Annotated in this window: 11 protein-coding genes; 4 read left to right on the forward strand and 7 right to left on the reverse strand. The window is 70.8% G+C overall.

Annotated elements, in window-relative coordinates; all coding sequences use genetic code 11:
* Window positions 1–23 precede the first annotated feature (23 nt).
* On the forward strand, window positions 24–1,742 hold the full coding sequence (locus CCS38_RS33220) for a choline/carnitine O-acyltransferase (protein ID WP_223737103.1): 1,719 nt from the start codon (window positions 24–26) through the stop codon (window positions 1,740–1,742).
* Between the two features lie 66 nt (window positions 1,743–1,808).
* On the opposite strand, the gene CCS38_RS33225 is transcribed toward CCS38_RS33220, so the two are convergent.
* On the reverse strand, window positions 1,809–2,093 hold the full coding sequence (locus CCS38_RS33225; protein ID WP_308050909.1) for a hypothetical protein: 285 nt from the start codon (window positions 2,091–2,093) through the stop codon (window positions 1,809–1,811).
* On the reverse strand, window positions 2,090–2,650 hold the full coding sequence (locus CCS38_RS33230) for a hypothetical protein (protein ID WP_223737108.1): 561 nt from the start codon (window positions 2,648–2,650) through the stop codon (window positions 2,090–2,092). Before CCS38_RS33230 ends, CCS38_RS33225 begins: the two co-directional genes overlap by 4 nt.
* A gap of 297 nt (window positions 2,651–2,947) precedes the next feature.
* Between CCS38_RS33230 and CCS38_RS33235 the strand changes: the two genes are divergently transcribed.
* Window positions 2,948–3,709, forward strand: a complete 762-nt coding sequence (locus tag CCS38_RS33235) for a GNAT family N-acetyltransferase (protein WP_223737089.1) — start codon at window positions 2,948–2,950, stop codon at window positions 3,707–3,709.
* 66 nt (window positions 3,710–3,775) lie between these two features.
* On the opposite strand, the gene glnA is transcribed toward CCS38_RS33235, so the two are convergent.
* Window positions 3,776–5,185 (reverse strand): type I glutamate--ammonia ligase, encoded by a 1,410-nt coding sequence (glnA, locus tag CCS38_RS33240; RefSeq protein ID WP_223737090.1) that lies wholly within the window; start codon window positions 5,183–5,185, stop codon window positions 3,776–3,778.
* A 283-nt stretch (window positions 5,186–5,468) separates the two neighbouring features.
* Here glnA and CCS38_RS33245 point away from each other — a divergent pair, with 283 nt between their 5' ends.
* Window positions 5,469–5,936, forward strand: coding sequence for an RDD family protein (locus CCS38_RS33245; RefSeq protein WP_223737091.1), 468 nt, complete (start codon window positions 5,469–5,471; stop codon window positions 5,934–5,936).
* Window positions 5,937–6,023: 87 nt separating this feature from the next.
* On the opposite strand, the gene CCS38_RS33250 is transcribed toward CCS38_RS33245, so the two are convergent.
* The 4 genes from CCS38_RS33250 to lipB form a co-directional block, all read right to left on the reverse strand.
* Window positions 6,024–6,719 carry a DUF4191 domain-containing protein gene (locus tag CCS38_RS33250; RefSeq protein ID WP_223737093.1) on the reverse strand — a complete coding sequence of 232 codons (696 nt, stop codon included), beginning with the start codon at window positions 6,717–6,719 and terminating at the stop codon, window positions 6,024–6,026.
* 10 nt (window positions 6,720–6,729) lie between these two features.
* Window positions 6,730–6,948: an SCO2195 family GlnR-regulated protein gene (locus CCS38_RS33255; protein WP_223737095.1), complete on the reverse strand. Its 219-nt coding sequence runs from the start codon at window positions 6,946–6,948 to the stop codon at window positions 6,730–6,732.
* Between the two features lie 365 nt (window positions 6,949–7,313).
* A complete protein-coding gene (gene lipA / locus CCS38_RS33260) occupies window positions 7,314–8,264 on the reverse strand; it encodes a lipoyl synthase (RefSeq protein ID WP_223737097.1) in 951 nt (316 codons plus the stop codon).
* Between the two features lie 137 nt (window positions 8,265–8,401).
* Window positions 8,402–9,184, reverse strand: coding sequence for a lipoyl(octanoyl) transferase LipB (gene lipB, locus CCS38_RS33265; protein WP_223737099.1), 783 nt, complete (start codon window positions 9,182–9,184; stop codon window positions 8,402–8,404).
* A gap of 403 nt (window positions 9,185–9,587) precedes the next feature.
* Here lipB and CCS38_RS33270 point away from each other — a divergent pair, with 403 nt between their 5' ends.
* On the forward strand, window positions 9,588–11,072 hold the full coding sequence (locus tag CCS38_RS33270; protein ID WP_223737101.1) for an NsdA family TPR-like regulatory protein: 1,485 nt from the start codon (window positions 9,588–9,590) through the stop codon (window positions 11,070–11,072).
* Window positions 11,073–11,101: the final 29 nt, after the last annotated feature.

Here is an 11,101-nt window from a genome sequence, read left to right on the forward strand (position 1 = left end):
GCCATCGTGTCCAGGACGAGCGCCTGTTCCTCGCCTGGTGCGGGCCGCTGCTGACCCCCGAGGAGCGGGCGGCGACGGAGGCGGAGGTGGCCGCCTTCCGCCGCCCGGACGGTCCGGGCCCGGTGCTGCAGGCGGCGCTGGCGGGGTACGACCGCACGCCCGGCGTGCACAGCTGGCTCGACACCTTCTGGCCCTACCGCTACCTCGGCCGCCGGGACCGCATCGCCCTCAACGCCAACTTCTTCTTCCTCTTCAAGGACACCGGACAGCAGCAGGCGGAACGGGCGGCCGGGCTGATCGCCGCGGCCGTCGCCTACAAGAAGCAGCTCGACGAGGAGAAGATCCCGCCCGTGGTGCTGCGCGGGGCGCCGCAGACCATGGAGCAGAACAAGTACCTCTTCTCCACCACCCGCATCCCCGGCGCGGAGCTGGACACGGTCCGCCACCCCTACTCCGAGGAGTGGCCCGGCCCCTCCGACGCGCGCCACATCGTGGTGTTCTTCCGGGGAGCCATGTACCGGATGGACGTCCTGGGCGCCGACGGCACCCCGCACAGCCTCGCCGACCTGGAGGCGGGGCTGGCCGCCGTCGTGAAGGCGGGCACGGAACCGGCGGCACCGGGCACGTCGGTGGGCCACCTCACCACGATGGCCCGCGCCGAATGGGCCGCGGCCCGCGCCGACCTCCTCGCCGACCCGGGCAACGCCGCCGCGCTCGACACCGTGGAGACCGCCCTCTTCTGTGTCTGCCTGGAGGACTTCGCGCCCGCGGACACCCAGGAGACCTGCGACGAGCTGCTCTACGGGGACCGCGGCAACCGCTGGTTCGACAAGGCCGTCTCCTTCGTCGTCTTCGCCGACGGCCGGGCCGGCATCAACGTCGAGCACTGCGGCCTGGACGGCACGACCATCCTCAGCTTCGTCGACACCCTCCTCGGCACCCCCGCCGAGGAGCAGTCCCGGCTCTCCGGCGCCGTCTCCCAGGGCCGCCCCGAGATCACTTCGCTCGTCTTCACACTGGACGACGGCCTCCAGGCCAGGGCCCGCGCGGCCGCCGAGTCCTTCGCGCAGTACGGCGCGGACACCGCCACCCGGACGGTGTCCTTCGAGGACTTCGGCAGTACCGCGGCCAAGGCCCTCCGCGTCTCGCCGGACGCCTTCGTGCAGCTCGCCTACCAGCTCGCCCACCAGCGCGCCAAGGGCCGGCTGGGCGCCACGTACGAGTCGATCGCCACCCGCCAGTGGCGCCGCGGCCGCACCGAGGCCATGCGCGTCGTCACCCCCGAGATCCAGGCGTTCGTGGCCGCGATGGAGGACCCGGCGGCCGACGCGGAAGCCCGCCGCGCCGCCTTCCGCACCGCCGCGGCGGCCCATGTCACCCGCGCCAAGGAGTGCCAGGCGGGCGACGCTCCCGAGCAGCATCTCTGGGAACTCGAACTGATCCAGCGCCGCCGCGGCGCGGACCTGGGCGTGCCCGAACAGCCGGCGCTCTACCGCTCCCCGGGCTGGCTGACGATGCGGGACGACTACCTGAGCACCAGCTCGGCGCCGTCCGAGTACATCCAGTACTTCGGCTTCGGCTCCACGAGCAGCCGCTGCATCGGCATCGCCTACGTCCTCCTCCCCGACCGTTTCAACCTCTACCTGAGCACCCCGCGCGCGGTCGCCGACCAGATGCACGCCTTCGCCGACCACCTCCGCACCGCGGTCACCGAACTCCGGGAGCTGCTGGCCACGGAGTAATACCCCTCGGTGTACGGAACGGCCGCCGCCCCGAACCCGGGCCGGCGGCCGTTCCGCTCCGCGGTCTCACTGCTCCCGGCGCGCCCCGGCCTGCGGCTCATCTCCGTTCGACTCCGGCACCGCGGTTCTCCCGTTCTCCGCGTCCAGACTCGCCAACGTCCGGCGGACCTGCTCCGCGTCGGCTCCGGAGACCGTGATCTGTACATCACCGCTCTGCCGCGTCACCACCACGGTGGGCGGGTTTTCCTTCTTTCCGTACCCCCGCAGCCGAAAGGCGATGGTGGCGGCCACCACGGTGCTGATGCCCGAGCCGAGCGCGGCGGCGATTTCAGGAATGAATGCCCACATCACGCCTGCTCCCACTCTGCGATGAAGGTGCTCGCGCCGGCGGTGAGCAGGGTCGCGAAGAAGAGCACCAGCGACGACCCGGTCACCGATCCTTCGTCCAGTTTCTGGTTCACCTGCGGGGCCGAGGTGACAAAGGCGAAAAGGCCCGCGGTCACGCACGCCATGGCGATATTCGAGAACGCCAGAAACCCGACGATGTTTTTCAGTCCCGAGCCGGACCGAGTGATGATCTGCCCCGCCGCCGCAGCGGCGAGACTGGTCGTGACGATCAGCAGCTCACCCCGGCTGAGGATCTCCGACAGGCTCACCCCGCGATGGGTGAACGAATTCATGACGTAACCGAGACCGATCGGCAGTACGCCGAATCCGACGCCGAAAAAGAGCCAGTGCAGCATCTTCGGCCCCACGACTCCCCATGGCGACGGTGCTGCGGTGGTGTGCTCTTCAGAACCGCCCCCGAATTCGGCAGCCGGCACCGTATGCGTCGCGTCCCGCGCGTCCGCTGCTGATCCCACTTGCCCGGTGACGACCGGGTCGTGGGGCTGCTGCGACGTTGCCACCCTCGCGCCCCCTGTTTCTCTGCCGGCTCCTGCGCCCCGCCCGAACATAGCGCGCGACGGGGCCACGCCGGGCCTTCGCGGGCCCCCGAATTTGCCCCGGCCCCGGGTCGGTGTGTCACAGTGGTCCGCCCCGGTCGACCGGGCGCGCGCGTGCGCAGCCGTCGCCGGGGTCCCCCCAACTCAAACGGACCTTCCGAGCCGTGCCTCTCGCGTGCCCGAAAAGTCCCGTTCTCCTCCTGTCCATGTCCACGCGCTACTGATGTCCTCCCGACATCCGTACTCCCCACCCAGAGAGCAATGCAGGCAACGACTCACGCACCCCGAGCCGCCGACCTGTTCCACCAGGGACTGGAGCACCGGACCGGCGCCGCCTTGCTGCGCTTCGGCGCCGCCCGGCCGCGCCCGGCCGACCGGATCAGCTGGACCGTCGACGGTGCCGCCGCCTGGCTCGACGACGGCCGCGGTCATGTGTGGGCCGTCGGCGAGCCGGACGCCGCCGCCGGCCTCGTCCTGCGCGCCGCGCAGCGCCTCCCCGACCGCGTACGCGAGTTCACCGGCCCCCGCGGCACCGAAACCCTGGTGGCCCGCCACCTCGCGGTCACCGACATCGTCGAGTGGATCTTCCGCTGGACGCTGGAGGAGCCCCCGGTCCAGCGCGGCGAGGACCGCGTGATCGTCCTCGACGAGTCCCATCACGACGAAATCCGCACCTTCCTCGCCGAGCACAGCCCCGCCCACTCCACCGGCCCCGGCTCCGCCGACGTCAGCCTGTGGGCCGGCATCCGCGGCACCGACGGCCGGCTCGTCGCCTGCGGCGCCATGAGCAGCCTGCGCGACAGCGGCGCCCCGCTGATGGCGTCCGTCGCGACCGACGCGGCCCAGCGCGGCCAGGGCCTCGGCGCGGCCCTGACCTCCTGGCTCACCCGCCACGCCGTCCGCCACCACGGCTTCTGCACCCTCTGGCAACTGGCCGACAACACCCCCGCCGACCGCCTCTACACCCGCCTCGCCTACCGCAACGAGGACCCCTGCGTCTCGGCGCGCCTGATCGCCCACTGAAGCAACGCCCGAGGGCCGTCACCCCGCGAACGGGGTGACGGCCCTCGGCGTCAAGAGCGCTGCTCTTTAGATGTCGAAGTACAGCTCGAACTCGTGCGGGTGCGGGCGGAGCTGGATCGGGGCGATCTCGTGGGTGCGCTTGTAGTCGATCCAGGTCTCGATCAGGTCCGAGGTGAAGACGCCGCCCTGCTGGAGGTACTCGTTGTCCGCCTCCAGGGCGTCGAGGACCGCGGGGAGGGAGGTCGGGACCTGCTGGACGTTCGCGTGCTCCTCGGGAGCGAGCTCGTACAGGTCCTTGTCGATCGGCTCGGCCGGCTCGATCTTGTTCTTCACGCCGTCCAGGCCCGCGAGGAGGAGTGCGGAGAACGCCAGGTACGGGTTGGAGGACGGGTCCGGGGCGCGGAACTCGACGCGCTTGGCCTTCGGGTTCGAGCCGGTGATCGGGATACGCATCGCGGCCGAACGGTTGCGCTGCGAGTACACCATGTTGACCGGGGCCTCGAAGCCGGGGACCAGGCGGTGGTAGGAGTTCACCGTCGGGTTGGTGAAGGCCAGCAGCGACGGGGCGTGCTTGAGGATGCCGCCGATGTAGTAGCGGGCGGTGTCCGAGAGGCCCGCGTAGCCCTGCTCGTCGTAGAAGAGCGGCTCGCCACCGGACCACAGGGACTGGTGGACGTGCATGCCGGAACCGTTGTCACCGAAGATCGGCTTCGGCATGAAGGTCGCGGTCTTGTTGTTGCGCCAGGCGACGTTCTTCACGATGTACTTGAAGAGCATCAGGTCGTCGGCCGCGGCGAGCAGCGTGTTGAACTTGTAGTTGATCTCCGCCTGGCCGGCCGTGCCGACCTCGTGGTGCTGGCGCTCGACCTTCAGGCCGGCCCGGTCCAGCTCCAGGGAGATCTCGGCGCGCAGGTCGGCGAAGTGGTCGACCGGCGGGGCCGGGAAGTAGCCGCCCTTGTAGCGGACCTTGTAGCCGCGGTTGTTCTCCACCGCACCGGTGTTCCAGGCGCCGGCCTCGGAGTCGATGTGGTAGAAGGACTGGTTCGCCGACGTCTCGAAGCGGACGTTGTCGAAGACGTAGAACTCGGCCTCGGGGCCGAAGAACGCGGTGTCGGCGATGCCGGTGGAGGCGAGGTACGCCTCGGCCTTCTTCGCCACGTTCCGCGGGTCACGGCTGTACTGCTCGCCGGTGATCGGGTCGTGGATGAAGAAGTTGACGTTGAGCGTCTTGTCCCGGCGGAACGGGTCGACACGGGCCGTGGTGAGGTCCGCGCGCAGCGCCATGTCGGACTCATGGATGGCCTGGAAGCCGCGGATCGAGGAGCCGTCGAAGGCGAGCTCCTCGGTCGGGTCGAACGCCTCCGCCGGTACCGTGAAGTGCTGCATGACACCGGGCAGGTCGCAGAACCGGACGTCTACGAACTTGACGTCCTCATCCGCGATGAACTTCTTGGCCTCGTCGGCGTTCTGGAACATCCAACTCCTCCTAGCCCGGTCACCGGTCGGCGGCTCGGGGTTGCTCCTCGGATCGCGACCATGTGCGGTGGCGCGCTCGCCCGACCATAGGTAGGCGGGATTTCCCAAGCATGACCCATTTGTTTCGCCCAGGTTAACCGGCGCGCGGTGCCGGTGACCTGTCGTGGCGCCCCGGCCGGGTGGCGGGACGGCCCCGGACCCCGTACGGCGTGGTGGCCGCCGCACATCCGGTTCCGGCGCCCCGGCCCGCGGGAAATGTATGCGGTCGCAGTACCGTGGACGGGTGGACAACAGGCAAGCAATGGGATCGTGGCTCTCCGGGCCCCGCGCGGCGGCCGAGGACATGGGCGTCGACTTCGGTTACCGGGGGCAGCAGCTGGGACTGCCGGAGCACGGCTCCGGCTCGGTCGCCCGCCCGGGCCGCCGGATCGCGGCCCTGCTCATCGACTGGGCACTGTGCATGCTCATCGCGTACGGGCTGCTCAGCGGCGGCAAGGCGAACGCGGCGAGCAACTGGGCGCTGCTGGTCTTCCTGGTCCTGAGCCTGCTGACCGTCGGCACGGTCGGCTTCACTCCCGGGAAGCGGCTGCTGGGCCTGCGCGTGGTCGCCGAGGGCGGCGGCCGGCTGTCCCTGCCCCGGGTGCTGGTCCGTACGGTCGCGCTGATGATCGTCATCCCCGCCGCGATCTGGGACCGCGACGGCCGCGGCCTCCACGACCGCCTGGCGCGCGCCGTCCAGGTACGGATCTGAGACGCGTCCGCGCGCGTACGCACGAGAGCGGCCCGGGACCGTGAGGTCCCGGGCCGCTCTCATGTCGTCACAAGGACGCCGGAGGCGTCAGCGCATCCGGCCGCCCCTCGGCATCCGCATGCCCTTGGGCATCGGCCCCTTCGGCACCGGCATGTTGCTCATCAGGTCGCCGAGCGCCTTCAGCCGGTCGTTGGTGGCCGTCACCTGGGGGCCGGTCAGCGTGCGCGGCAGCTTGAGCAGCGTCGTACGCAGCTTCTTCAGCGGGATCTGGCCCTCGCCGTCACCGACCACGAAGTCGTGGACCGGTGCGTCGGAGGCCGTCCGGGCCATCCGCTTCTTCTCCGAGGCCAGCAGGCCACGGAGCCGGTTCGGGTTGCCCTCGCCGACGAGCACGATGCCGGGCTTGCCGACCGCGCGGTGCACGACGTCCTGGTTGCGGTTCATCGCGACAGCGGGCGTCACGGACCAGCCGCGGCCGATGTTCTCCAGAACGGCGGCCGCCGCACCCGGCTGGCCCTCCATCTGACCGAAGGCGGCCTTCTCGGCGCGCCGGCCGAAGATGATCGCCATCGCCAGGAAGGCCAGCAGGAAGCCCAGAATGCCGGCGTACACGGGGTGGCCGATCAGGAAGCCGATGGCAAGGAGAACGCCGAATACGACGATGCCCACGCCCGCGACGACAAGACCGACCTTGGAGTCGACCCGACGGGTCATCTTGTAGGTCAGGGCGATCTGCTTGAGCCGCCCCTGGTTCGCAGTGTCTGCGTTTTCCTTCCTCGCCATGTACGGAAGTTTACGTGGCCGAGGTGCTCCGGGTCGCCGCGGCCTCCAGTACGTGCTGGGCGGCCCGTCGGTCCTCGGCGCGGCGGCGGTCCTCGAGGACCGCGGTCCAGGCATTCCGGCGGGCGGTGCGCTGACCGTTGCGCATCAGCAGCGACTCCACGGCGCGGAGGGCGCCGGTGACGGACGGGATCGGCAGTGCGGCGGTGGCGCGGACGGGCGCGGCCTGCATGGCGGTAGTCCCCTTCGGGGTGGTGGGAACAACGGAGGAGTGAGCGGTGCTGTGAGCGGTGCGTGCATCCATCGTCACGGAAAGCATCACGGATAGGTGTTACCAACGGATGACCGTACGGTCAAACGCCCATGAATCGTCAGCGCGGCCCGCACCGCTCCCGCCTGGGAAAAGTACGGACCGCGCCGTCCGGCGTGTGCCGGGATTCACATCACCGGGCCCCGAGGAGGCCGCTTGCGAAGGCAAAGAATTCGCGGGTGATCAGCGGACGGGCGGCGCCCGATGGTGATCGACGTGGCACGACGGCCACCCGTCCACCATGCGGGCGCTTCCCGATGGTGATCACACCGCCTTCCGGCAGGCGATCACACCGCCGGGCGCTCGGCCTCCGCCGCACGCTGGTCCATCGCCTGCTGGTAGAGCCGGCCGGCCCGGTACGAGGAGCGGACCAGCGGCCCGGACATGACGCCCTTGTAGCCGATCTCGTCCGCCTCCTCCTTGAGCTCGACGAACTCCTGCGGCTTCACCCAGCGGTCGACCGGGTGGTGCCGCACCGTCGGGCGCAGGTACTGGGTGATCGTGATCAGCTCGCAGCCCGCGTCGTACAGGTCCTGCAGCGCCTCGCTGATCTCCTCACGGGTCTCGCCCATGCCCAGGATCAGGTTCGACTTGGTCACCAGGCCGTCCTTGCGGGCCTCCGTGATGACCTGCAGAGAGCGCTCGTACCGGAAGCCGGGGCGGATCCGCTTGAAGATCCGCGGCACCGTCTCCACGTTGTGGGCCAGCACCTCGGGGCGCGAGGAGAAGACCTCGGCCAGCTGGTCGGGCTCGGCGTTGAAGTCCGGGATCAGCAGCTCGACACCCGTGTCGGGCATCAGGCCGTGGATCTGCCGGACGGTCTCGGCGTACAGCCAGGCCCCGCCGTCCTCCAGGTCGTCCCGGGCGACACCGGTGATCGTGGCGTACCGCAGACCCATGGTCTGTACGGATTCGGCCACCCGGCGCGGCTCGTCGCGGTCCAGCTCCTGCGGCTTGCCGGTGTCGATCTGGCAGAAGTCGCAGCGGCGCGTGCACTGGTCACCGCCGATGAGGAAGGTCGCCTCGCGGTCCTCCCAGCATTCGAAGATGTTGGGACAGCCCGCCTCCTGGCAGACCGTGTGCAGGCCCTCGCTCTTCACCAGGCCCTGCAGGTGGTTGTACTCGGGGCCCATTTTCGCCCGAGTCTTGATCCACTCGGGCTTGCGCTCGATGGGGGTCTGGCTGTTCCGGACCTCCAGGCGCAGCATCTTGCGTCCGTCGGGTGCGACAGCGGACACTCCGGCTCCCTAAGCTTCGTTTCTTCGGCGTACCCAGGGTACGCCCGTTATTCGCACGTCTTTACGTGCTGCGCAACCCGCTACTGCCGGGCTGCATTCCGCCGGAGCCCTCTCGTGGGGGACGCCGGCGGGCCGGGTCAGACGGCGCGGGGCAGCAGCTCGGCGTTCTCCAGAACGTCCCGCAGATGCTTCTCGGCGACCGGCAGTACCTCGTCGATGGTGACCTCGCGGCCCAGCTCGTTCGAGAGCGAGGTCACGCCCGCGTCGCGGATGCCGCACGGGACGATCTTGTCGAACTCGGTGTTGTCCGGATTCACGTTCAGCGCGAAGCCGTGCATCGTGACGCCCTTCGCCACGCGGATACCGATCGCGGCCAGCTTGCGGTCCTCGCGGCGCTGCCCGGCATTGGACGGGGCGTACTCCGGGCCGTTCAGCCGGGGGTCGAACAGCTCGTCGTTGACGCGCGGGTCGAAGTCCAGATTCAGGCCGCCCAGGGCCGCCCGCTGCTCGATCGGATCGCCCAGCACCCACACACCGCTGCGGCCCTCGACCCGGGAGGTCTCCACGCCGAACTCGGCGGCCACGTGAATCAGGGCCTCTTCCAGGCGGCGCACGTGCGCCACCACGTCGACCGGCCGCGGCAGCTTCTGGATCGGGTAACCGACCAGCTGCCCCGGACCGTGCCAGGTGATCTTCCCGCCGCGGTCCACGTCGATGACGGGGGTGCCGTCCAGGGGGCGCTCACTGTCGGCCGTACGCCGGCCCGCCGTGTACACGGGCGGGTGCTCCAGCAGCAGACAGGTGTCCGGGATCTCGTCGGCGAACCGGGCGGCGTGCACCCGGCGCTGCTCCTGCCACGCCGTCGTGTACTCCACCGCGTCGGCGCCGAAGCCCATCCGGACAAAGCGCAGCTCACTCATGGCGGCTCCTCTTATTGCATCCATCGCGCCCGTCACCACTGTACGGCCGTGCCGGAAAACGCCCGAGGGCGGCCGGTTACGGGACGGTACGGGCGGCCGGACGCGGCGGTGGCCGGACCGTGCGGGACCGCCGTCGGCGGCCGCCGTGACGTGGGTGATGCAGGCGTTACGGACGGTACGAGAGGTGCGGAACGGTCTTGCGGGGCGGGGCTTTCGACGGGGCTCGGTGGGGCCGCGTCGGTCTGCGGTGCTGTGCTCACACGATCGGATGAACGCGGAGAGAACCTGGCCGGAACTCCCCCTCGGGCCGCTACATTCACGCCGTTCCAGGAGGGCGAAAGCGCCGGACGGTGTCGACCGGGCCCGGGCGGCGCGGCCCGGAAGGCAGGAGACCGTAAAGCTGATGACGGAACGACCCGACCCAGGCCCACAGCTTGAGGGATCGCCGCAACGCACACCCAATCGCAGACTCGCCTCGCTCATCGCGGAGGCGGGATTCTCCAATGCCGGTCTGGCCCGCCGGGTGGACCAGCTGGGGCTGGAACACGGGCTCGACCTGCGCTACGACAAGACATCGGTGACCAGATGGCTGCGCGGCCAGCAGCCACGCGGCACCACCCCCGCACTGATCGCCGAGGTCTTCACCCGCCGCCTCGGACGCCGGCTCTCGGCGCAGGACCTGGGTCTGGACGCCTGCGCGCCCGTATACGCGGGGCTCGAATTCGCCGCGAGCCCCGGCGAGGCGGTCGACATCGTCAGCGGACTGTGGCGCAAGGACTCCGGCAGCCACGCCGAACTGCGGAAGATCGCGTTCACCCCGGCCGGCCTGGTGGTGCCCAGCCGTGACTGGCTCATCGGACGCGCCGACGAACGGGTCGCGCGGGGCGAACCGGGCCCCGAGCCACCCGGCCCCCGGGTGCCTCCACAGCTGCGTACCGGGGTCCCCCGCCAGCGCCGCCCGGAGCGCCCGGACCCCGCGCACGGCTACCGCGTGTCGGCCGGCGACATCGCGGCACTGCGGTCGGTCGGCGAGCTCTTCCGGACGCTGGACCACGCGTACGGCGGCGGACACGCGCGTCAGGCACTGGTGCGCTACCTGGAACACGAGGCCGAGCCCATGCTGCGCGGCGCGTACACGGAGGCCATCGGGCGGCGGCTCTTCTCGTCCGTCGCCGACCTGACCCGGCTGGCCGGCTGGACCTCGTACGACATCACCGCGCACGGCCTCGCGCAGCGTTACTTCGTCCAGGCGCTGCGGCTCGCCCAGGCCGCCGGAGACCGCGCGTACGGCAGCTACGTCCTGATCACGATGAGCCGGCAGGCGGTGTACCTCGGGCACGGCCGGGAGGCCGTCCAGCTGGCGCGGGTGGCCCAGCAGGGCATCGGCAGCGGCCCCCCGCCGCTGGTCCAGGCGCTGCTGCACGCGGCCGAGGCGCGCGGGCACGCGGTACTGGGCGAGGTGCGCGCCTGCACCGCGTCCCTGGCCCGCGCCGAACGGGCACTGGAGGCCGCGCGCCCCGGGGACGAGGTCCCGCACTGGGCGCGCTTCTTCGACGAAGCCCAGCTCGCGGACGAATTCGGGCACTGCCACCGCGATCTGCAGCAGTACCGCGCGGCCGCCCAGCACGCCGAACGCTCGCTGCAGCTGCGCGGCGCGGGCTTCGCCCGCAGCCGGCTGCTCTGCCGCCTGGTGCTGGCGACCGCCCGGCTGGGCCTGGGCGAACTGGAGCAGGCGTGCACGCTGGGCGCCGAGGCGGCGGTACAGGCGGCGGAGATGCGGTCCGTACGAGTGCATGAGTACGTACGGGACTTCGAGCGCAGGCTGGAGCCGTACCGGGACGCCGCCCCCGTACGCGGGTACCGGGACAAGGTGACTGCGCTGGGGTGAGGCGCGGGCGGTACGGAGCGGGGCGGCGG

This window comes from Streptomyces purpurogeneiscleroticus (assembly GCF_020024005.1).
Classification (GTDB): domain Bacteria; phylum Actinomycetota; class Actinomycetes; order Streptomycetales; family Streptomycetaceae; genus Streptomyces; species Streptomyces purpurogeneiscleroticus.

Bases quoted from the DNA above. Each gene is read 5' to 3' on its own strand.
- CCS38_RS33250 (WP_223737093.1), bottom strand. From the start codon at position 6,719: ATGGCGAGGAAGGAAAACGCAGACACTGCGAACCAGGGGCGGCTCAAG.
- CCS38_RS33255 (WP_223737095.1), bottom strand. From the start codon at position 6,948: ATGCAGGCCGCGCCCGTCCGCGCCACCGCCGCACTGCCGATCCCGTCC.
- CCS38_RS33270 (WP_223737101.1), top strand. From the start codon at position 9,588: ATGACGGAACGACCCGACCCAGGCCCACAGCTTGAGGGATCGCCGCAA.
- glnA (WP_223737090.1), bottom strand. From the start codon at position 5,185: ATGTTCCAGAACGCCGACGAGGCCAAGAAGTTCATCGCGGATGAGGAC.
- CCS38_RS33235 (WP_223737089.1), top strand. From the start codon at position 2,948: ATGCAGGCAACGACTCACGCACCCCGAGCCGCCGACCTGTTCCACCAG.
- lipB (WP_223737099.1), bottom strand. From the start codon at position 9,184: ATGAGTGAGCTGCGCTTTGTCCGGATGGGCTTCGGCGCCGACGCGGTG.